19 protein-coding genes are annotated in these 21618 nt (G+C 73.6%); 10 read left to right on the plus strand and 9 right to left on the minus strand.

The window, feature by feature from the left end; translation table 11 throughout:
* Positions 1–10: 10 nt before the first annotated feature.
* The 5 genes from cysD (at position 11) to AC27IY_RS22295 (ending at position 4878) form a co-directional block, all read left to right on the plus strand.
* Positions 11–925: a sulfate adenylyltransferase subunit CysD gene (gene cysD / locus AC27IY_RS22275; RefSeq protein ID WP_487179063.1), complete on the plus strand. Its 915-nt coding sequence runs from the start codon at positions 11–13 to the stop codon at positions 923–925.
* On the plus strand, positions 926–2188 hold the full coding sequence (cysN, locus tag AC27IY_RS22280) for a sulfate adenylyltransferase subunit CysN (RefSeq protein ID WP_329589758.1): 1263 nt from the start codon (positions 926–928) through the stop codon (positions 2186–2188).
* A 112-nt stretch (positions 2189–2300) separates the two neighbouring features.
* On the plus strand, positions 2301–3197 hold the full coding sequence (locus AC27IY_RS22285; protein ID WP_487179064.1) for a sulfotransferase: 897 nt from the start codon (positions 2301–2303) through the stop codon (positions 3195–3197).
* Positions 3194–4102, plus strand: a complete 909-nt coding sequence (locus AC27IY_RS22290) for a glycosyltransferase family 2 protein (RefSeq protein WP_487179065.1) — start codon at positions 3194–3196, stop codon at positions 4100–4102. Before AC27IY_RS22285 ends, AC27IY_RS22290 begins: the two co-directional genes overlap by 4 nt.
* On the plus strand, positions 4099–4878 hold the full coding sequence (locus AC27IY_RS22295; RefSeq protein WP_364455040.1) for a WecB/TagA/CpsF family glycosyltransferase: 780 nt from the start codon (positions 4099–4101) through the stop codon (positions 4876–4878). The genes AC27IY_RS22290 and AC27IY_RS22295 overlap by 4 nt, the downstream gene beginning before the upstream one ends.
* Here the strand turns inward: AC27IY_RS22295 and AC27IY_RS22300 are convergent.
* The 6 genes from AC27IY_RS22300 to AC27IY_RS22325 are packed head-to-tail and all read right to left on the minus strand — an operon-like array spanning position 4868 to position 11576.
* The gene (locus AC27IY_RS22300) at positions 4868–5752 is read right to left on the minus strand and encodes a sulfotransferase (RefSeq protein ID WP_487179066.1); all 885 of its coding nucleotides are present in this window, start codon (positions 5750–5752) and stop codon (positions 4868–4870) included. The genes AC27IY_RS22295 and AC27IY_RS22300 overlap by 11 nt on opposite strands.
* Complete coding sequence (locus AC27IY_RS22305) at positions 5749–7041, minus strand: lipopolysaccharide biosynthesis protein (protein WP_487179067.1); 1293 nt, start codon at positions 7039–7041, stop codon at positions 5749–5751. Before AC27IY_RS22305 ends, AC27IY_RS22300 begins: the two co-directional genes overlap by 4 nt.
* The gene (locus AC27IY_RS22310; protein ID WP_344210944.1) at positions 7029–7883 is read right to left on the minus strand and encodes a sulfotransferase domain-containing protein; all 855 of its coding nucleotides are present in this window, start codon (positions 7881–7883) and stop codon (positions 7029–7031) included. The genes AC27IY_RS22305 and AC27IY_RS22310 overlap by 13 nt, the downstream gene beginning before the upstream one ends.
* Positions 7880–8818: a hypothetical protein gene (locus tag AC27IY_RS22315; protein ID WP_487179068.1), complete on the minus strand. Its 939-nt coding sequence runs from the start codon at positions 8816–8818 to the stop codon at positions 7880–7882. Before AC27IY_RS22315 ends, AC27IY_RS22310 begins: the two co-directional genes overlap by 4 nt.
* Entirely contained in the window at positions 8815–10095 is a 1281-nt protein-coding gene (locus AC27IY_RS22320) for a hypothetical protein (RefSeq protein ID WP_487179069.1), read from the minus strand. Before AC27IY_RS22320 ends, AC27IY_RS22315 begins: the two co-directional genes overlap by 4 nt.
* On the minus strand, positions 10092–11576 hold the full coding sequence (locus AC27IY_RS22325; protein ID WP_487179070.1) for a hypothetical protein: 1485 nt from the start codon (positions 11574–11576) through the stop codon (positions 10092–10094). The genes AC27IY_RS22320 and AC27IY_RS22325 overlap by 4 nt, the downstream gene beginning before the upstream one ends.
* Before the next feature lie 297 nt (positions 11577–11873).
* Between AC27IY_RS22325 and AC27IY_RS22330 the strand changes: the two genes are divergently transcribed.
* The gene (locus AC27IY_RS22330) at positions 11874–13007 is read left to right on the plus strand and encodes a glycoside hydrolase family 26 protein (RefSeq protein WP_487179071.1); all 1134 of its coding nucleotides are present in this window, start codon (positions 11874–11876) and stop codon (positions 13005–13007) included.
* Here the strand turns inward: AC27IY_RS22330 and AC27IY_RS22335 are convergent.
* The 3 genes from AC27IY_RS22335 to AC27IY_RS22345 form a co-directional block, all read right to left on the minus strand.
* A complete protein-coding gene (locus AC27IY_RS22335) occupies positions 13004–13888 on the minus strand; it encodes a sulfite exporter TauE/SafE family protein (protein ID WP_487179072.1) in 885 nt (294 codons plus the stop codon). The two genes, AC27IY_RS22330 and AC27IY_RS22335, sit on opposite strands and share 4 nt — an antisense overlap.
* Positions 13885–15099, minus strand: a complete 1215-nt coding sequence (cysC, locus tag AC27IY_RS22340; RefSeq protein ID WP_487179073.1) for an adenylyl-sulfate kinase — start codon at positions 15097–15099, stop codon at positions 13885–13887. Before cysC ends, AC27IY_RS22335 begins: the two co-directional genes overlap by 4 nt.
* Positions 15100–15169: 70 nt before the next feature.
* A complete protein-coding gene (locus AC27IY_RS22345) occupies positions 15170–15889 on the minus strand; it encodes a class I SAM-dependent methyltransferase (protein ID WP_487179074.1) in 720 nt (239 codons plus the stop codon).
* 62 nt (positions 15890–15951) lie between these two features.
* On the opposite strand from AC27IY_RS22345, the gene AC27IY_RS22350 reads away from it, so the two are divergent.
* The 4 genes from AC27IY_RS22350 (at position 15952) to AC27IY_RS22365 (ending at position 21532) form a co-directional block, all read left to right on the plus strand.
* On the plus strand, positions 15952–16314 hold the full coding sequence (locus tag AC27IY_RS22350) for a cupin domain-containing protein (RefSeq protein ID WP_487179075.1): 363 nt from the start codon (positions 15952–15954) through the stop codon (positions 16312–16314).
* Between the two features lie 151 nt (positions 16315–16465).
* A complete protein-coding gene (mfd, locus tag AC27IY_RS22355; RefSeq protein ID WP_344210926.1) occupies positions 16466–19954 on the plus strand; it encodes a transcription-repair coupling factor in 3489 nt (1162 codons plus the stop codon).
* 30 nt (positions 19955–19984) lie between these two features.
* Complete coding sequence (locus AC27IY_RS22360) at positions 19985–20587, plus strand: SurA N-terminal domain-containing protein (protein ID WP_364455003.1); 603 nt, start codon at positions 19985–19987, stop codon at positions 20585–20587.
* Between the two features lie 3 nt (positions 20588–20590).
* Positions 20591–21532, plus strand: a complete 942-nt coding sequence (locus tag AC27IY_RS22365) for a nucleoside triphosphate pyrophosphohydrolase (protein ID WP_487179076.1) — start codon at positions 20591–20593, stop codon at positions 21530–21532.
* The last annotated feature ends 86 nt before the right edge of the window (positions 21533–21618 follow it).

Genomic DNA, 21618 nt, shown 5'->3' on the forward strand with positions numbered 1-21618 from the left:
GGAAGCTCCCATGCTGCAGCGCGACTACACAACGTCGCAGCTCGACGTGCTCGAAGCCGAAGCGATCCACATCATGCGCGAGGTGGCGGCCGAGTTCGAGCGCCCCTGTCTGCTCTTCTCCGGCGGCAAGGACTCCATCGTCATGCTCCGCATCGCGGAGAAGGCGTTCTGGCCCGCGGCCATCCCGTTCCCGCTCATGCACGTCGACACGGGCCACAACTTCGACGAGGTCATCGACTTCCGCGACCGCCGCGCCGGCGAGCTCGGCGCGCGGCTCATCGTGGCCAGCGTGCAGGACTCGATCGACCAGGGCAGGGTCGTGGAGGACACCGGGCGGCGCGCCTCGCGCAACCGCCTGCAGACCACCACGCTGCTCGACGCGATCGAGGAGCACGAGTTCGACGCGGTCTTCGGCGGCGCCCGCCGCGACGAGGAGAAGGCCCGCGCCAAGGAGCGGGTGTTCTCCTTCCGCGACGACTTCGGCCAGTGGGACCCGAAGAACCAGCGCCCCGAGCTGTGGAACCTCTACAACGCGCGCATCCGCAAGGGCGAGCACATCCGCGTCTTCCCGCTGTCCAACTGGACCGAGCTGGACGTCTGGGACTACATCCGGCGCGAGGGCATCGAGATCCCCTCCATCTACTTCGCCCACACGCGCAAGGTGTTCGAGCGCGACGGCATGCTGCTGCCCGACTCCGAGGTGGTCCAGCGCGGCGAGGACGAGCCCCTGTTCGAGGTGGTGGTGCGCTACCGCACCGTGGGTGACATGACCTGCACCGGGGCCGTGCAGTCCCAGGCCGCCACGGTCGAGGAGATCATCGAGGAGATCGCGGCCACCCGGATCACCGAGCGCGGGGCCACCAGGGCCGACGACCGCGCGTCCGAGGCCGCGATGGAGGACCGCAAGCGAGAGGGCTACTTCTAAATGGACATTCTGCGCTTTGCCACGGCGGGAAGCGTCGACGACGGCAAGTCCACCCTCATCGGACGCCTGCTGTTCGACTCCAAGGCGATCTTCGAGGACCAGCTCGAAGCCGTCGAACGCACCTCCCGCGACCGCGGCACCGAGTACACCGACCTGTCGCTGCTCACCGACGGCCTGCGCGCCGAGCGCGAGCAGGGCATCACCATCGACGTCGCCTACCGCTACTTCGCCACGCCGCGCCGCAAGTTCATCATCGCGGACACCCCAGGCCACATCCAGTACACCCGCAACATGGTCACCGGCGCCTCCACCGCCGACCTGGCGATCATCCTCATCGACGCCCGCAAGGGCGTGCTGGAGCAGTCGCGGCGGCACGCGTTCCTGACCTCGCTGCTGCGGGTGCCCCACCTGGTGCTGGCGGTCAACAAGATGGACCTCGTCGACTACGCGCAGGAGCGCTTCGAGGAGATCAGGGAGGAGTTCACGGCGTTCGCCTCCAAGCTCAACGTCTCCGACCTGACCTTCATCCCGATCTCCGCGCTCAACGGCGACAACGTCGTCTCGCGCAGCGAGAACATGCCCTGGTACCTCGGCACCTCGCTGCTGCACCACCTGGAGAACGTGCACATCGCCTCCGACCGCAACCTGACCGACGTGCGCTTCCCCGTCCAGTACGTCATCCGCCCCCAGCGGGCCACCGACCACGCCTTCCACGACTACCGGGGCTACGCCGGGCAGGTCGCGGGCGGCGTGCTCAAGCCCGGCGACGAGGTCGTGCACCTGCCCTCCGGGCTGAGCACCCGCATCGCCTCCATCGACACCTTCGACGGTCCGGTGGAGGAGGCGTTCCCGCCCATGTCGGTGACGCTGCGCTTCGAGGACGACCTCGACATCTCGCGCGGCGACATGATCGCCCGGCCCAACAACCAGCCGGCCGCCGCGCAGGAGCTGGAGGCGATGGTCTGCTGGATGGCCGACGGCGTCAAGCTGACCCCGCGGTCCAAACTGACGATCAAGCACACCACCCGTACGGCGCGGGCGCTCGTGCGCGACCTGCACTACCGGCTCGACGTCAACACCCTGCATCGCGACGAGGAGGCGACCTCGCTCGGCCTCAACGAGATCGGCCGGGTGTCGCTGCGGGTCACGCAGCCGCTGTTCGTCGACGACTACGCGCGCAACCGGCTCACCGGCGGCTTCATCCTCATCGACGAGGCCACCAACGGCACGGTCGGCGCGGGGATGGTGCTCGACGCGCGCTGAAGGTAGATCTTCTGGCGTTCCGTGACCGGTCGATTACCCTTAGCGATAGGGTCGCCGCAGGCCGCGCTCAGAGTCCACGCTGAGCGCGATGTTCTGATGCGAGGCCACTCCGTTGACCGATCACGAGCACGCCACCCAGGTGATCTACCTCGGTGGTCTGGGACGCAGCGGCACCACGCTGCTCGAACGGCTCCTCGGGGAGCTGCCCGGCGTGATCGCCCTCGGCGAGGTCGTGCATCTGTGGGAAAGGGGAGTGCTCGCGGGCCAGCCCTGCGGGTGCGGGGCGCCCTTTCCCGCCTGTCCCTTCTGGCGGCAGGTGGGGGAGCGCGCCTTCGGAGGATGGTCGGCCCGGCTGGCGGAGCGGGTGCTCACGCTGCGCCGGCGGGTCGATCGCACCCGTCGCGTCCCGCGCATCGCCCATCCCGACCTCGGCGACTACGTCGAGATCTACCGCAGTCTCTACGCCGCCACCGGAGCCCGGGTGGTCGTCGACTCCAGCAAGCACGCCTCCCTGGCCTGCTGCCTGGTGAGCGGCGGCGTCGACGTCCGGATCGTCCACGTGGTGCGCGATCCGCGCGCCGTCGCCCACTCCTGGAGCCGCACGGTCGAGCGGCCCGAGGACGGCCTGCCGATGACCCGGTGGGGGCCCGCCCGCACCGCCGTGCACTGGACGGCCCAGAACGCCGCGCTGGAGCTGCTCGCACGGCGCGGCGTCCCGGTCACCACCGTCCGCTACGAGGACCTGCTGGCCGCCCCCGGGCCCGCGCTCGGCGCGCTCGGGCACGAGCTGGGGCTCGGAGCCGTCGAGCCGTCGTTCATCGACGGGCGCACCGCCTGGCTCGGGCTGTCCCACACCGTCTCGGGCAACCCCATGCGCTTCAAGGTCGGGCGCGTCGAGCTGCGGCGCGACGACTCGTGGGCGACCGCCATGGCCGGGGGCGACCGGCGCGTGGTCAGCCTGCTCACCTGGCCGCTCCGCCTGCGCTACGGCTACCGGGGGGCCGCGTGAAGTGCGTCGGCGTGGTCGTGCCCACCCGCGGCGACCGGCCCGTCCTGCTGCGCCAGGCCGTCGAGAGCGTGCTGGGCCAGGCGCACTGGGGCACGCTCACGGTGGCCGTCGTGGTGGACGGCGATGCCTCCGTGGCCGAGGTCGCCGCGGGGCTCGCCGGGCTGGGCGACGGCGCGCGGCGGCGGGTTCTGGTGATCCCCAACACGCGCACGCCCGGCCTGCCCGGCGCCCGCAACACCGGCCTCGACGCCCTCGACGCCGACCTGGCCGCCTTCTGCGACGACGACGACCTGTGGCTGCCGGGCAAGCTCGCCGCCCAGCTCCGCGCGCTGCGCCGCGGCGGGGGCGAGTTCGCGAGCTGCGGCATCGAGGTCGAGCACGGCTCCCACCGGGTGCCGCGGCTCGCGGGCACGTCCACCGTGCGTGCCGCCGACCTCGTACGCTCCCGCATGGTCATGGTCCACTCTTCGACGTTCCTGTTCGAGCGCGGCGCCCCGCGCCCCGACGAGAGCGCGCCCGGCGGCCAGAACGAAGACTGGGACCTCGCCCTGCGCGCCGCCAAGCGCCACCCGATCGCCTACGTCGACCGGCCGCTCGTCCGGGTCCGCTGGGGCTCCTCCCACTACTCCGCCCGCTGGGCGGACCGCATCGCCGGCCTCGACTGGATGCTCGCCCGGCACCCCGAGCTGGCCGTGGACCCGCGCGGCGCGGCCCGGGTCTACGGGCAACTCGCCTTCGGGTACGCCGCGCTGGGCCACCGGCGCGCGGCCCTGCGCTGGGCCGCCCGCGCCCTCGTCTCCCGTCCCGCCGAGCCGCGCGCGCCGATCGCGCTCGCGGTGGCGGCCGGGCTGGTCTCCGCGCCGGCGGTGCTGTCCCGGCTGCACGACCGGGGGCACGGCATATGACGCTGCTCGTGACCGCCGAGCGCGTCCGGGTCGGCGGGCTGGGGCTGGACCCGGTGCGCGAGGACGACGTCGTCGAGCGGGTGGCGGCCGGGCTGGCCGCCGGGCGGGGCGGCCGGATCGTCACCCCCAACGTGGACATCTGCCGCCTCGCCGCCGCCGATCCCGAGCTCGGGCGGCTCGTGGCCTCGGCCGACCTCGTGGTGGCCGACGGGATGCCGCTGGTCTGGACGGCGCGGCTGCTGGGCACGCCGCTGCCGGAGCGGGTCGCGGGCGCCGACCTGCTGCGCGCGCTCAGCGCGCGGGCCGCCCGCCACGGATGGCCGGTCTACCTGCTCGGCGGCCCGCACGGCGCTCCCGAGCGGGCCGCCCGTGAGCTCGTCAGGGCCTTCCCCGGGCTGCGGATCTGCGGCGCGCACGCGCCCGCGCACGGCTTCGACTCCTGCCGTGAGCAGCGGGCCGCCGTGCGGCGCAGGGTCGCGACGGCCCGCCCTCGGCTGGTCTTCGTCGGCCTCGGCTTCCCCCGGCAGGACCTCCTCATCGCCGAGCTGCGGCGCGACCTGCCGGAGGCGTGGTTCCTGGGATGCGGGGCGGCGCTCGCGTTCGCGGCCGGCATGGTGCCGAGGGCGCCGTGGTGGATGCGGCGGGCGGGCCTGGAGTGGGCGTTCCGCCTCGCCACCGAGCCGGGCCGGCTGGCCCGCCGTTATCTCATCGACGACCTGCCGTTCGCGGTCCGGCTGCTCGGCCGCAGTCTGGCCGCACGCCTGATCAGGCGGTGAGTGCGCGGACTCGGGCGGCGTCCTCCTGGCTGAGGCCACGGGTGGCGGTGGCGAGCGCCTGGCGGGAGTCCATGCGGCGGTAGGCCGTACGCGACAGGCCGGACCAGCGGAACGCGCCGCCCGCCGACGACGGGCCGGTGCAGGCGCGGTGGATGCGGCGGGCGGCGGCCGGTGTCCAGGGCAGGTCGGCGTGGTCGTACAGCTCGCGGAAGCCCGTGAGGGGGTCGGCGGCCAGGGACTCGTAGGGGACGACGAGGATGCCGGGCGTGCCGGCCAGGATTGTCCGGGTGACCCGCCAGAGGGCGGCGATCGCGGCGAGGCGGTCGGTCGCGGGGTCGAGGGCGGCGAGCTCGGGGTGGTCGCGGACGAGCAGCGGCTGGTCCAGCAGGTCGCGGAGGTCGGCGCGCCAGCCGAGCCGCTGCCAGCTCGCCACGAACGACACCGGCTCGCGCACCAGCGCGATCACCCGGCAGCCCAGCCGCCGGGCGAACCAGCCCGCGCTCAGCACCGCGAACGGGTCGTCGAGCAGCGCGCGGCGTCCGGTCAGCCGGCCGCGGGCGAAGGCGGTGCCGTAGCGGAGCAGGCGGGCCAGGTCGTACGGGCGGTGGTTCGCGCGCAGCTCGGCCCCCCAGCGGTAGCGCAGCGCGACCGTGTCGCGGAAGGCGGGCAGCCACACCTGGTCGTTGTCGTCGCAGATGTACTGGAACCGGTGGGTGACCTCGGCGGCCAGCACGCCGGGGCAGCGGCCGGGCGGGTGCTGGGGGTTGAGCGGCTCGTTGACGTAGACCAGCCCGCCGCCGGCCGCCAGCATCTTGCCCGCCCAGCTCGTGCCGCTCCTGGGCAGCCCGGTGACCAGCACGGGCGCGGCGCTCATGCGGCGGCCCAGGTGCGCAGGCGCAGCGCCGCCGGCGTGTGCCGGCCGAACGGGCGCAGCCCGTAACGCCGGTGGAGCTGCCACAGCGGCAGCAGGTTCTTCACCAGCACCCCGCCCGACCATCCGGCCACCGCGCCGAGCGCCCCGTGCGCGGGCACCAGCGCCAGGTCCAGGACCAGCGTGCAGGCGACGGCCGCCAGCAGGTTGAGCAGGCTCATGCCGGTATGCCCGGCGGCGGTGAGCACGACGTCCACCATCCCGCAGGCCGTGGCCACCATCATGGTGCCCGCGAGCACCAGCGCGACCGGCGCAGCCGTGCCGTACGCGGGCCCGAACACCGAGAGCAGCCACGGGGCCAGCGCCGCGTACGCCAGCCACACCGGCCAGGTCAGCAGCACCAGCCAGACGGTCGCCGTCTGGTAGAGCTCCCTGGCCCGTGCCAGCTCGCCCCGCGCCAGCGCGCTCACCAGCCGGGCCTGCACGGCCTGGGTCAGCCCCTGGTTCGCGAGCTGGCCCACGACCTTGAACCGGGTGGCGGCGGTGTAGACGGCGGCCTGCGCGGGCCCGGCGAGCAGCGCGACGACCACGACGTCCAGCCGCTGGAAGACGGCCTGGATCGCGCCCGCGAAGGACCGGGGAGCGGTGTAGCGCCACAGCTCACGCCCGGCCCCGGGCAGGCCGGGGCCGCGCGGCGTCCGCCTCCGCACCGCGAGGGCGGCGAGGACCAGCACCGGCACGTACGGGAGCGCCCACGCGAGCGGCAGCCACTCCGGCCGCCCGGCGAGGGCCACGGCGGCGACCAGCGTGAGCTGCGCGGCGGGCAGCGCCATGCCGTCCAGGAGCACGGTGGGCCGCAGCGAGCCGGAGCCGCGGGTGGCGGCCAGGAGCACGTCGCCGAGCACGACGACCGGCACGATCGCCGCCACCGGCCCCACGCGCGGCCACAGCAGCGCGGCGGCCACGGCGGCCGCCACCGCGCACGGAACGATCGCCGCCCGGATAAATCCGGAAATGTCGTGATGTCCGGCCGCCTTCGCGCGGGCGATGAAGAACACCAGCCCGTTCCCCGCGTCCAGCTTCGCGACGCCGGCCGCCATGAGCACCACGGCGGTGGCCGCGAAGAACGCCCCGGCCTCGGCCGCGCTCACCGCCCGCGTCACCACCACGACCAGCGCGAACTGCGCCGCCGCCGACACCCCGGCCGCCGCCAGCCCCGCCGCCCCTCCGCGCGCCACGCCGCCGCGCCGCCGCAGCCCCGCGACCAGGCGGGCCGGGGTCACCGCCGCCACGACGGCTCCGCGCCCAGCCAGCGCGTCAGCCGGGCGTCGTACGGCTCGAAGTGGTCGCGCAGCGCCCGCCCCAGCCCGCCGGGCAGCGGGTGCGGCCGGGGGCGCCCGTTGTGGCGCTCGAACTCCGGATAACCCAGGTGCGGCGCCCCCAGGAACTCCAGCACCCGGTCGTAGACGTGCTCGGGCTGCTCGAAGAACAGGTGGCTGTCCAGCACGAGGATGCGGTCCTGGCCGAACAGCGGCTCGAGCCGGTCGAGCTGGTCGGCGTACCGGCCGCGGGCGAGGTAGGCGTGGTGGCGGTGGGAGTGGTGCCGGGCGTGCGGCGAGGCGCGCAGCAGCTCCTCGGCCCCGTCGAGCCGGGTCGTCTCCAGCTCGACGGCGCGCTCGAACCGCGGCTCCGTCTCGTACCCCCTGGCCAGCTCGTGCGCGTGGGCCGAGCAGGCGCGCTCGACCGGGTCGCGGACGAGCACGACGAGCTTGACCCCGGGCAGGTCGGCGGCGATCCGCTCCCCGGCCAGCGGGTGGAACAGGTAGTAGGGGGACGACTCGAAGGCCAGCGCCCGGCCGCCGTAGCGGTGGGTGAGCAGCGCCGCCCCCGCCCGCAGCGGGAAGTGCGCCTGGTACCAGGCGGGCCCGCGCCAGTAGGCCACGTCGAAGTAGTGCACGCCCTTGTGCAGCACCGGCTTGAGCAGCAGCGGGTGCTGTGCCAGCGCCCGGTAGAGCGACGTCGTGCCGCACCGCTGGCCGCCCGTGATCATGAACGCGGGCAGCAGCCGCGCCCCGGCGGTCAACCGGCCCGCCGCCCGCGACAACGACAGGACCGACCGCTTCACGGTCCTCATAGGAACGACTCCTCGTGGTCGACGGCCGGGTTGAGCCAGGCGTGCGGCGGGCCGAGCGGTTCGTGGCCGTCGGCGGCGTGCCGGTCGGCCAGGGCGATGAGGTAACGCAGGGCGCTCTGCCGGGCCGTGGCCGCCGGCACGCCGAGCGGGGCGAGCTCGCGCGCCGCCCGCGTCACGCAGGCGCGGGCGGCGTCGGCGGGCGGCAGCCGGCGCAGGGCGCGGTGGAAGAAGTGGTGGAGGGCGTCGAAGCCGTAGGGGACGCCGGTCGCGTAGCGCTCCCAGTCCCAGACGAGCAGCCGGCCGCCGGGGGCGGGGCAGACGTTCCAGGGCACGAAGTCCCCGTGCCAGGCGGCCCCGGTGGCATGACCGGCGTCGTGGCGGGCGTCATGACCGGCGTCGTGTCCGGTGGCGGCGATCTCCGCGATCGCGGCCAGCAGCAGCGGGCGGGGCGCGCGGCGACGGCGGCGTACGGGCAGCGGCGACACCGCCAGCACCGTGAGGCCGCGCCAGTCGCCGAGGTGCAGCACCTCGGGCGCGACGACCGTGCGCAGGCCGAGCCCGGCGACCCGGCGCAGGGCCGCCGCCTCGGCGGCGACCAGCGCCCGGGTGCGCGCGGTGTCGCCCACCTTCACGTACGCCAGCAGCCGCCCGCCCGAACGGACCTCCAGCACCGGCTTGCGGTTGGCCCGCCGGGCCGGCCGGACGTGCAGGACGGTCTCGACCGGCCGCCCGAAGACCTCGCCCAGATGGGCCGCGATCGACCCCTCGCCGGGCACCATGACCGGCGACCCGACGTGCCACCAGCGCCGCGGCGCCAGCCGGCGGGGCACGGCGGCGTGCGGCAGCAGGGTGTAGGCCCGCGGCGACCCCGGCCCTGGATAGAGCAGCCGGACGGTGTCGGCCAGGTAGCCGAGACGGACGGCGGCGTCGTTCATGCGGGACCTCGGCGGGTGTTGCGCCACAGGAGGGCGAAGGAGATGAGGTAGAGGATGAGCGGGGTGACCAGGCCGTCGTAGACGAACATGTAGAGCAGCACGAGGCCCATCACCAGCACCCCGCCCAGCCCGACGGGGCTGCGGTCGGCCCAGTAGTGGCGGATCGCGCCCACGAAGAAGGCCACGTAGAGCACGGCGCCGGTGAGCCCCTGCGTCATCAGCAGCAGCCAGAGCTGGCCGTCGCTGCCGAGCGGCGGATGCCCGCAGCCCGGGCACCACCCGGTGCGGCCGGTGGTGACGGTGCGGCCGTTGCCGGTGGCGTTGCGGGTGTTGCCGTAGCCGATCACCGGCGAGTGGGCGGCGGCGGCGAGCGTGGCGGTGACGGTGAAGGCCCTGATGTCGTTGGAGTGCGGCCGGTCGAGCCGCTGCGCGACGAGCGGGGCCAGCGGGCTGAGCGCGAACGCCAGCGCCGCCGCGGCCACCGCCCCGCACAGCGCGAGCCTGGTGCGCCCGCCGACCCGGACGATCAGGTAGACGACGGCCAGACCGAGCCCGATCCACAGGCCCCGGTTGAGCGAGTAGACGACGGGGACCGCGGCCAAGGCGGCCAGTACGGCGAGCAGGACGCGCTGCCGCCGGCTCCCGTGCGCCCACCAGCCGACCACCGCCCAGACCAGCAGCACCGACACGTTGCTGCCCCAGGCATTGGCCCACTCGAAGGGCGCCTCGGGGCGCGGCATGGCGTAGCCGAGCACCTTCTGGGTCTGCGCGGCGGTCGGGTGGATGAGGTTCTGGACGAAGGCGTTGCCGCTCAGCCAGTCGGGCAGCAGCAGCTCCACGGGCGAGGTGAACGCGAAGCCCGGCACGAGCACGCCGAGCAGCCCGCCGGCCACCGTCGTGGCGAACAGCACCCCCAGCATGCGTACGAGCCGGAGCTGCGGCAGCTCCCGCTCGGTCAGGTTGCCCAGGTAGAGCACCATGATCAGGACGCTGACGTAGAGCGCGAGCCGCATCGTCCAGCCGATGAGGCGGCCGGGGCCGAGCTCGCCGTAGGTGCCGGGAGGCGACTCGGCCAGCATCAGCGCGCTCACGAGGTAGCCGGCCAGCAGCAGCATCCACAGCCAGAACCCGGGCGGCACCTGGATCGGCCTGCGCCGCCAGAGCAGCACCGCCATGGGCCAGGCCAGGACGATCACCGACAGGCCGCCGAACCCGAGCGCCCACCAGAGCGGGTAGCCGACCAGCAGCGCCGCGATCGGCCAGGCGGCGCGGCTCACGGCGGTCCCGGCCTGGACCTGCGCAGCGGCGGCATGTGCGGCAGGGGGGTCGTCTCGGCGGACGTGCTGATGCCCAGCTCGGCGGAGGTCGCCGTGGGGAACTCGCCGGTGGCCACCAGCTTGCCGAGCGGCGTGTGCGGGCGCGGCTCCAGCAGCGGCACGAACGTGGGCACCACGTCGGTGACGGCGACCACGCCGATGATCGGGACGTCGTGCCGGCCGAGCCGGCGGGCGGCGGCGGTGACCTCGGGGGCGGTGACGCGGCCGAGGCCGACGAGCAGCAGGGCGGCGTCGGCCCGGGCCAGGTCGCGTACGTCGGTGCCGTCGAGCACGGTGAGCGGGGCGCTGACGGCGAGCGGTTCGACGGGCGAGGAGGAGCGGAGGTCGGCGGGCAGGGCGCAGACCAGCAGCCGCTTGCCCGGGCAGGCGGCGACGACGGCGCAGGCCAGCTCGTGCAGCACGCCCGGCTCGACGGCGTAGGACCGCTCGTGCAGGAGGCCGGGCTCGGCGGCGTAGGACCGCTCGTGCAGGAGGCCGGGCTCGGCGGCGTAGGACCGCTCGTGCAGGAGGCCGGGCTCGGCGGCGTAGGACCGCTCGTGCAGGAGGCCGGGCTCGGTGACGCAGGACAGGTCGGCCAGCACCGGCAGGCCGGTCAGCCGCTCGATGTCGGCGGCCTGGCGCAGCCGGATGTCGAGCCGGTCGCGGATCAGGGCGGCGGCGGCGCCGGTCAGCAGCCCCGCCATCAGGCCGGTGCCGAGGTAGAGCGGCAGGCTGGGCGAGCTGGGCTCGGACGGCGGCACGGCGGGACTGATGACCGCGCCGGGGGTGACCGCGACCGTGCGGAGAGCGTCGTACTTGAGCGCGAGGCTCGCGGCCTGCCTGTTGAGCACGCTCTGCCGCTGGAGCGCGATGGTGTGGTCGGGCGTGCCTCTGACGAGCAGGGCGAGCCGGCGGATGGTCGCGTCGAGCCCGGCGTTGACCTGCCTGAGCTTGCCCAGCACGGCCTGCTGCTGCTCGGCCAGCGCGGTGAGCGCGCTGTCGCGGCGGTGGGCGAGGTAGGCGTCGGCGTACGCGGTGGACCGGACGGCGGCGGTCTGCGGGTCGGCGGCGGTGACCGCGATGGCGAGGACCGAGGAGTTGGGCGGCACGGTGACCTCCGCGGGCTCCGCCGTGGTGAGGCCGAGCGCCTTGGCGGCCCGACCGGTGACCACGGCCGACGCGGCGACCTGGGCCTCAGTGTCGAGGTTGAGCGACTCGCGCTGGCGGGCGGTGACCTGGTTGCCTGGCTCCTGGGCGCCGATGGGCATGACCTGCACCTGGGTGACGGCGGTGTAGGCGGACGGCGTGAGCCGCATGAGCCCGAGCCCGGCGGTGCCGCCGACCACGACGCAGCCCACGAGGACCAGCCACTGCCGGCGCAGCAGCGCGAGGTGGTCCGCCAACTCGCCGCGGCGGGCATGGACGTCCGGCGGCTGGGTCATGGGAGCGGCCTCCTGGAGGGGTGTGCGCGTCGTCGCCGCCCGGCGACGCAGCGTCACGGGCCGAGGCGTGCGCCCACTATAGGGCGGACGATCAGCACCGGACCTGAATCCGCAGAGATTTTTCCGTTACGGCGGCAAAGAAGGGCCTCCATAAAGCGATATTCCCGGAAAATTCGGGCGGCGCTTTACCCGGGACGACCAGCGGATACTCGCCACTCCGGCTGAAGTTCGTGGAATGACATGGCAAGGTTCAGGTGTGACAGGACGGGGGTCCTTCGACCAGGAGGGTGGACAATTTTGCAACTACGGGGAATTACCTCCAGAACGGTCACGGCGTTCGCCGCGATCGTGACGCTCAGCTCCTGCTCCGGCGCGACCGGCACGGCGGGCGCCGCCGGGTCGGCCGCCGGTTCCACAGCCGGTTCCACGGCGGCCCCGGCGGCGGAGTCCGGCGACGCGGCCGGCCCCGCCAGACAGGTGACCGGAGCGCCGGCCTGTACGGCCACCGCCCGGCTCATCCCGTCCTGCGGCGCCTGGTGGGGGCTGGCGCCGGAGATCTTCACCGGCGCGCCGGTCGAGCAGGCACTGCGCGGGGCCGAGACCCGCATGGGGGCGGCCGCCGACGTGGTGCACGTCTACCACCGGGGCGGCGAGCTGTTCCCGACCCGGGCCGAGATCGGGCTGGCCCGCGACCCGGCCAGGCCGCGGCTGCTCATGGTCAACTGGAAGCCCGCGCTCGACCACACCTGGGCCGAGGTCGCCCGCGGCGAGATAGACCGCCGCATCGACCGGCTGGCCGCCCACCTGCGCAGCGCCTTCCCCGAGCGGTTCTTCCTCACGCTGCACCACGAGCCGGAGAACGACGTGGACGAGTCGCCGGGCTCGGGGATGCGGGCCGCCGACTACGCGGCGATGTACCGGCACGTCGTGCTGCGGCTGCGCGAGAGGGGCGTCAGGAACGCGGTCTTCGTGATGACGTACATGGGGGCGCCCAACTGGGCGGCCCAGCCGTGGTTCGAGCAGCTCTACCCCGGTGACGACGTGGTCGACTGGGTCGCCATGGACCCCTACGCCGACGACCGGGTGAAGGACTTCGACAGGCTGGTCAACAAGACCCGCGAGGAGGAGGAGTTCGCGCAGTGGCCGGGCTTCTACCGGTGGATGCAGCTCCGCTTCCCTGGCAAGCCGGTGATGGTGGCCGAGTGGGGGGTGTTCGGACGGCCGCGCGACCCCTCGTTCAAGCGCCGGTTCTTCGAGTCGGTGGGGCGGGAGATCAAGCGTTATCCGCAGATCAAGGCGCTGCTGTACTTCGACTCGCCGCAGGCGCCGCGCGGTGACACGACCTTCGACTCCGACCCGGCGGCCGGGCGGGCCTTCGCCCGGCTCGCGCGCGACCCCTACTTCCGCTCGACGCCGGTGCCGCGTCCCTAGCGGGCGGCCGGGCTCATGGCCGCGTCCGGCTCGGCCGGTACGGCCGCCCTGCGCCGCCGCAGCCGCCACCCGACGACGGTGACCGCGGTGGCGGCGGCCAGGGCCGCGACGGTGACGACGTTGCTCGCGTCCAGCAGCTTGAGCGCCGAGGCCAGCAGCACGATGGCCAGCAGGGCGCGGATCAGGCCGCCCGGGGCGCGCGAGGAGATCCTGGCGCCGAGGTAGACGCCGGGGAGCGAGCCGATGAGCAGCGAGAGCGTGAGGTGCAGCTGGAAGTCGCCGAACAGCAGGTGGCCGAGCGCGGCGGCGGCGACCAGCGGCACGGCCTGCACCAGGTCGGTGCCGACGAGCTGGTTGGCCTTGAGCGCCGGATAGAGCGCGAGCAGCGCCACGATGATCAGCGATCCCGAGCCGACGGAGGAGATCCCGACGACCAGACCGCCTACCATACCGACCAGTAGGGTAGGGATCGGGCGCACGACGATGTCGTGGGCGCTCGCCGTGCCGCCCCGCCCGCCGAGCAGGGTCTTGACCGCCATGCCCGCCACGGCCAGCAGCAGCGCGACGCCCAGTGCGTACGTCACCGCGTCGCTGACGGCGAACGCGCGGGCCAGGAACACCCCGCAGAACGCCGCCGGCACCGACCCCGCGCACAGCCAGCCCACCAGACGCAGGTTGACCGTGCCCCGGCGCAGGTGCACGAAGCCGCCGACCGGCTTCATCACGGCCGAGGCCACGAGGTCGCTGGAGACCGCGGCGAGCGGCGGCACGTTGAAGAACAACATCATCATCGGCGTCATGAGGGCCCCGCCGCCCATGCCGGTCAGCCCGACCACGATGGCGACGAGAAAGGAACCGCCGACGAGGGCGAGATCGATCAACGTACCCAGCCTCCGGACCGCAGCGTCTCCAGCACACGGGAGACCGCCGCCTCGATCGACAGATGTGTGGTGTCGATGACCAGCTCGGCGTCGTCCGGCTCCTCATAGGGATCGGAGATGCCGGTGAACTCGGGGATGAGCCCGGCGCGGGCCTTGGCGTACAGGCCCTTGCGGTCGCGCCGCTCGCACTCCTCCAGCGGCGTGGCCACGTGCACCAGCAGGAAGTCCGCGCCGACCGCCTCGACCATGGCCCGCACCTCGGCGCGCGTGGCGGCGTAGGGGGCGATGGGCGCGCAGATGGCCAGGCCGCCGTGCCTGGCGACCTCGGCGGCCACGAAGCCGATGCGGCGGATGTTGAGGTCGCGGTCGGCCTTGGAGAAGGTCAGGCCCTTCGACAGCAGGTGGCGCACCACGTCGCCGTCGAGATAGGTGAGCGCGCGGCCGCCCAGCTCCAGCAGCTCGTCGCGGAGGCCGCGGGCGATGGTCGACTTGCCCGAGCCCGACAGGCCGGTGAAGAAGACGACGAGGCCGCGCCGGTGCGGCGGGCCCGGAATGGTGACCGGGTCGGGGCCGGGGAAGTGCTCGACGGCGCCGTACGCCGCCGCGACGCGCTCGCGCAGCTCCAGGTCGATCTCCGGCTCGGCGCGCGGGGCCAGCGGCACGGAGACCACGAGCGTGCCGGGGGGAAGCTGCTCCTTGGCGCGCAGCGCGGCGCGGACGACGGCCGGGCTGCCCTCGCCGTACGCGAGGGGGAGCAGCATGATCAGCGCGTCCAGCTCCTTGGCGGTGGCGACGATCTCGGAGAGGTCGTCGAGCGGCCCGCGCATGGTGACGGCGAGCGCCGGGCGCCCGCCGAGCTCCTCCCTGACCTGGGCAGGGGTGCGGCGCAGGCGGGCGAAGGGGCCGTGCTCCGGCGCCCCGAGGCCCTTGACCGGGCCCGCGACCAGGCCGTCGGCCTCCCGCTCCGTCACGGTCAGGGTCGCGAGCGGCAGGCCCTCGGGGTCCAGCAGGGTCACCTCGTCGCCGGGGGAGACCTCGGCGGGCAGGTGGAGGGTGACCGGCGCGGGCCACGGGGTGCCGTCGGCGAGCGTGCCGCGCTCGTGGACCGCGTGCAGGTCGTCGTGGCCCAGGAACCCCGTCAGCGGCGCGAACGCGCCGGAGAGCAGCAGCTCGAGGTCGGCCAGCTCGTGCGGCTCGGGGGTCCACTCCACGGTTCCTACATCCCAACTAATCCGACTGACTTGGTAGGAAAGGAGTGTACCGACTCATTCAAGCAGGCCGCTAGAGCACCCTGGCGAAGTGATGCTGAGGCTTCCTGATGACCATGGTGATCTCGTCGTGCCCGGCGGGGTAGCGGCCGCTGGTCAGCCGGGAGACCGTGGCGATCGCGGCCCGGCCCAGCCGGCCCGACCTGGCGGGGCCGCTCGTCCGCCGCTCCTCGTCGATGATCATGAGCCCGCGGCTGAGGCAGAACGTGTGCATGCCGTCGGCGGAGGTGAGCGGTTCGTACACGGCGGGCAGCGGCCCCGGCGTGCCCGGCCGCGTCACCGCCCGCCACAGCGCCCGGCGCAGCCACCCCGGCGTGAGGCGGTCCAGCAGCCCGTACGCCGACCCGCGGTCACGCATGCGCAGCAGCACCAGCCCGCCCGGCCGCAGCGCCTGCAGCAGCCGGTCGAGCACCAGCTCGGCGTGCCTGACCCGCTCCAGCAGGAACGAGAGCTGGATCAGGTCGTAGGACCTGGGCGGCAGCGGCACGCCGCGCAGGTCGCCGAGCGACCAGGCCACCAGGTCGGCCCGCTCGTCCAGCACCCTGCGGATCGCCGGATGGTCCTCGTCGACCCCCGTGCACCTGGTCTCGACCCGCTCGGGCGCCAGCGGCTCGTCGTGGACGCACCCTGCGACCAGCACGTCGAGCCGTCTGCCGAGCTGGCCGGTCCAGTGCTCGCGGACCCGCTGATCGAAGAGATCGCCCCGCGGGACGACCGATCGCACCTCAGACATGTGACCTACAGTAGTCATCCGGTCGGTATTGGTAACGCATATCGCTGCTAGCGTCCTGGCCCATGAGCGACCAAATCTACGTCGGCAACGCGGTCGCGGACGGCGCGGCCGACGACGGCTGGCTGCTCGGCCACTTCAGGCCGCCCGGCGACCCGCGGCACAGCGACGAGGTCGAGATCAAGTGGGGCGTTCACCGGCCGGGCGAGGTCCGGGCGCGGTGGGTGCGCGGCGAGACGCGCACCGCGCTGCTCGTGCTCGTCAGCGGGCGCTTCCGGGTGGAGCTGCCCGGCCGCAGCGTGCTGCTGGCCGAGCCGGGCGACTACGTGGTGTGGGGGAGGGGCGTCGACCACTCCTGGCGGGCCGAGGAGCTGTCCACCGTGCTCACCGTGCGCTGGCCCTCGGTGGCCGGTTACCGCGTCAGCTGAGGTCTGGCGGGAGCGGGGAGGTCCGGCGGGAGCGGGGAGGTCCGGCGGCGAGTGGGGAGGTCTGGCGGCGAGTAGTCTGGGAAGCACACCCCCGGGACCTGGCATGGCCGGGGGTGATCGTGATGCCGTCGTGGGGCTGTGGGCGTATCTGATGAGTCTTTCCGGACTGCTTGACCTTGTTCGCGCCGACCCGAGGCTGACCGCCGCCCTTGAGGAGGGCGGCGACGTCGCGCTGATCGCGCCGTCCGCGCTCAGGCCGTTCGGGGTGGCCGCGCTGGCCGCGCACGACCAGCGCACCGTGCTCGCGGTCACGGCGACCGGCCGCGAGGCCGAGGATCTCGCCGCGGCGCTGACCAGCCTCGTCGAGCCCGCCTCCGTGGCGGTCTTCCCCGCCTGGGAGACCCTGCCGCACGAGCGCCTGTCGCCGCGCAGCGACACCGTGGGGCAGCGGCTGGCCGTGCTGCGCAGGCTCGCCCACCCGGTCAAGGGCGACACCGCCGCCGGGCCGCTCAGCGTGATCGTCACCCCGGTCCGCGCGCTGCTGCAGCCCATCGTCAAGGGCCTCGGCGACCTGGAGCCGATCCGGCTGCGCGCCGGCGACGACGCCGACCTCGACGAGGTCGTGGCCCAGCTCGTCGGCAACGGCTACCACCGGGTCGACATGGTGGAGCGGCGCGGCGAGGTGGCCGTGCGCGGCGGCCTGCTCGACGTCTTCCCGCCCACCGAGGAGCACCCGCTGCGGCTGGAGTTCTGGGGCGACACCGTCGAGGAGATCCGCTGGTTCAAGGTGGCCGACCAGCGCTCGCTGGAGGCGGCCGAGGACGGCCTGTTCGCGCCGCCCTGCCGCGAGCTGCTGCTGACCGACGACGTACGCCGCCGCGCCCGCGAGCTGGCCGAGGAGCACCCCGCGCTGGCCGAGGTGCTCGACCAGCTCGCCGAGGGCACCCCGGTGGAGGGCATGGAGGCGTTCGCGCCGGCCCTGGCGGGGGAGATGGACCTGCTGCTCGACCACCTGCCGGTGCGTTCCGCGGTGTTCGTCTGCGACCCCGAGCGGATCAGGGGGCGGGCCGAGGAGCTCGTACGCACCTCGCAGGAGTTCCTGGAGGCGTCCTGGATCAACGCCGCGGCCGGCGGCGAGGCGCCCATCGACCTCGACGCGGCCGCGTTCCGCACGCTGGAGGAGATCCGTCAGCACGCCGACGTGCTCGGGCAGCCGTGGTGGACGATGGCGCCGTTCGGCAACGGCGTCGAGCTCGACGCCCACGACAGCGAGGCCTACCGCGGCGACACCGCCAAGGCGCTGGCCGACATCAAGGGCTGGCTGGCGGAGGAGAAGGCGGTCGTGCTGCTCAGCGAGGGCCACGGCCCGGCCGAGCGCATGGTCGAGCTGCTCAAGGGCGTGGACGTGCCCGCCCGGCTGCGCCCCTACCTCGACAAGGCGCCCGAGCCCAAGGTCGTGCACGTCAGCACCGGCCTGATCGAGCACGGCTTCGTCACGCCGTCGCTGGCCGTGCTCACCCACCTCGACCTGGTGGGCCAGAAGGCGTCCACCAAGGACATGCGCAGGCTGCCCTCGCGCCGCCGCAACATGGTCGACCCGCTGCAGCTCAAGCTGGGCGACCACGTCGTGCACGAGCAGCACGGCGTCGGCCGCTACGTCGAGATGGTGCAGCGCACGGTGCAGGGCGCGACCCGCGAATACCTCGTCATCGAGTACGCCAAGGGCGACCGCCTCTACGTCCCCACCGACCAGCTCGACGAGGTCACCCGCTACGTCGGCGGCGAGGCGCCCACGCTCAACCGCATGGGCGGCGCCGACTGGGCCAAGGCCAAGTCGCGGGCGAAGAAGGCGGTCAAGGAGATCGCCGGCGAGCTGATCAGGCTCTACTCCGCCCGCATGGCCTCGCCCGGCCACGCCTTCGGCACCGACACGCCCTGGCAGCGCGAGATGGAGGACGCCTTCCCCTACGCCGAGACCGGCGACCAGCTCGCCGCCATCGACGAGGTCAAGCGCGACATGGAGCGCGGCGTCCCGATGGACCGGCTGATCTGCGGCGACGTCGGCTACGGCAAGACCGAGATCGCGGTGCGGGCGGCGTTCAAGGCGGTCCAGGACGGCAAGCAGGTCGCGGTGCTGGTGCCGACCACGCTGCTGGTGCAGCAGCACATGTCCACCTTCGCCGAGCGGTTCTCCAGCTTCCCCGTCACGGTCAAGCCGATCTCCCGCTTCCAGACCGACGGCGAGGTCAAGGCCACCCTCGACGGCCTGCGCACGGGCGCGGTCGACGTCGTGATCGGCACCCACCGGCTGCTCAGCCCCGAGGTGCGCTTCAAGGACCTGGGCCTGATCATCATCGACGAGGAGCAGCGCTTCGGCGTCGAGCACAAGGAGGCCATGAAGCACCTGCGCACGCAGGTGGACGTGCTCGCCATGTCGGCTACGCCGATCCCGCGCACGCTGGAGATGGGCCTCACCGGCATCCGCGAGATGTCGACCATCCTCACGCCGCCGGAGGAGCGGCACCCGATCCTCACGTTCGTGGGGCCGTACGAGGAGAAGCAGATCGCCGCGGCCGTGCGGCGCGAGCTGATGCGCGACGGCCAGGTGTTCTTCGTCCACAACCGGGTCGCCTCGATCAACCGGGTCGCGACGCGGCTGCGCGAGCTGGTGCCCGAGGCGCGCATCGCGGTCGCCCACGGCCAGATGAACGAGAACCAGCTCGAAAAGATCATGGTCGGCTTCTGGGAACGCGAGTACGACGTGCTCGTCTCCACCACGATCGTCGAGTCAGGGCTCGACGTGCCCAACGCCAACACCCTCATCGTCGACCGGGCGGACAACTACGGCCTGTCCCAGCTCCACCAGCTCCGCGGCCGGGTCGGGCGGGGCCGCGAGCGCGGCTACGCCTACTTCCTCTATCCGCCGGAGAAGCCGCTCACCGAGACCGCGCACGAGCGCCTGGCCACCATCTCGCAGCACACGGAGATGGGCGCCGGCATGTACGTCGCGATGAAGGACCTGGAGATCCGCGGCGCGGGCAACGTGCTCGGCGCCGAGCAGTCCGGCTTCATCGCCGGCGTCGGCTTCGACCTCTACGTCCGCCTGATGGCCGAGGCCGTGCAGGAGCAGAAGGCCAAGCTCGACGGCGGCGAGGCGCGCGAGGAGACACCGGACGTCAAGGTCGAGCTGCCGATCAACGCCCACATCCCGCACGACTACGTCACCTCGGAGCGGCTGCGGCTGGAGGCGTACAAACGGATCGCCGGCATCGCCGAGGAGAGCCACATCGCCGAGGTGCGCGAGGAGCTGACCGACCGCTACGGCAAGCCGCCGGTGGAGGTCGACAACCTCCTGGAGGTGGCCGCGTTCCGGATCAAGGCGCGCAGGGCGGGGCTCACCGACGTCACGCTCCAGGGCCAGAACATCAAGTTCGGCCCGGCGCGGCTGCGCGAGTCGCAGCAGGTCCGGCTCGACCGGCTCTACAAGAAGGCGGTCTACAAGCAGGCCGCGGAGACGCTGCTGGTGCCGATCCCCAAGACCAAGCCGCTCGGCGGGCAGCCTCTGCGCGACCTCGACCTGCTCAAATGGTGCGGGGACCTGGTCGAGGCGCTGTTCCTCGAGCCCGCACGGGTAAGCTAGCGGCGGTTTTTCGGTCGGAAAGGGACGCATGTGAAGTCGATACGAGTGGCGGTCGCCGCCGCCGCGGCGGGCCTGGCCCTGACCGCCTGCTCTTCCCCCTCCCCTGTCGGGGCCGCGGCCGTGGTCGGCGACGACCGCATCACGGTGAGCGAGGTCAACGAGGACGCGCAGGCGTACAAGGCGGCGCTCCAGCGCAACAACCTCAGCGAGGCGGACCTCGGCGGGGTCCCGGTCAGCCACGTCGTGCTCCAGCGCCTGGTCAACGTGGCCGTCACCGAGCAGCTGCTGACCCGCTACAACGTGCAGGTCAGCGAGACCGAGGTCGACTCGGCGATCAAGGATCCCGGTCAGTTCCAGTCGGCCGAGATCAACCTGCTGTCGCAGGGCGTGGTCCCGTCCGACGCGCGCGACTACGGGCGGGCCATGGTCGGGCTGGCCAAGCTGCAGCAGCAGTTCGGCGGCGAGAGCGGGCAGCAGCGGCTGGCCCAGGAGTTCAACGCGGTCAAGACGGTGGTCAACCCGCGCTACGGCACGCTCAACCCGCAGCGCTCGCAGGCCAACCCCGGGCCGTTCGTGGACGCGGGCCGCTTCGGCAAGCAGGCGGACACCGCCGCGCAGACCCCGCAGGGTTAGCCCGTGCCGCTCGTCGTCGTCACCACCTCGCCCAGGGTCGCCCCCGGGCTGCTGAGCCACCAGGCGTGGGAGGCGCTGCGTTCCGGTCCCGTGCTGACGGGGAACGCGGCGCACCCGCAGCTCCCCTACCTCGCCGAGGCCGGCGTCGAGGTCGAGGTCGTCGAGCCCGACCCGCGGGCGCTGGCCGCACGGGCGGTCGCCGAGACCGTGGTGTGGCTGGCCGGGTCGGGCTCGGAGAGCGGCGACGAGGAGTTCATGCGGGCGGTCGGGCACGCCGCCGTGGCGATGGCCGACCCGCCGCTCATCGAGGTCGTGCCCGGCTCGTACGACCTGCCGGGCGCGCGGGTGCTCGACCTCGTCGCGGTGATGGACCGGCTGCGCACCGAGTGCCCGTGGGACCGCGGGCAGACGCACGAGTCGCTGGTGCCCTACCTGCTCGAAGAGGCGTACGAAGTCCTGGAGACCATCGAGCAGGGCGACCACCGGGCGCTCCGCGAGGAGCTGGGCGACCTGCTGCTGCAGGTCGTCTTCCACGCCAGGGTCGCCGAGGACTTCGACATCGACGACGTGGCGGCCGGCATCGTCGACAAGCTCGTACGCCGCCACCCGCACGTCTTCGGCTCGGTACGGGCCGAGAGCGCCGACCAGGTCAACGACAACTGGGAGGCCATCAAGGCGGCCGAGCGGGCGGAGAAGGGACGCGAGTCTGCGCTCGACGGCGTCCCGATGGGCCAGCCCGCGCTGTCGCTGGCCGCCCAGCTCATCCGCAGGGCCGAGCGGTCCGGCGCGCCCGAGTCGCTGGCGGCGGGGATCGGCCAGGGCGTGGCGCGCGAGCTGTTCGACCTGGTCCGCCGCGCCGAGGAGGCCGGCATCGACGCCGAGGCGGAGCTGCGCGCCGCGGCCCGCGCCTACCGCGACCGCGTCCACGCGTGGGAGCGCCGCTGACCGCCGCGCGCCTGACCGGCTGATCCGCCGCGCGCCTGACCGGCTGACCCGCCGCGCGCCTGACCGGCGACCTGTCTCGGCGGGCC

It is taken from the genome of Nonomuraea sp. B208, assembly GCF_057536035.1.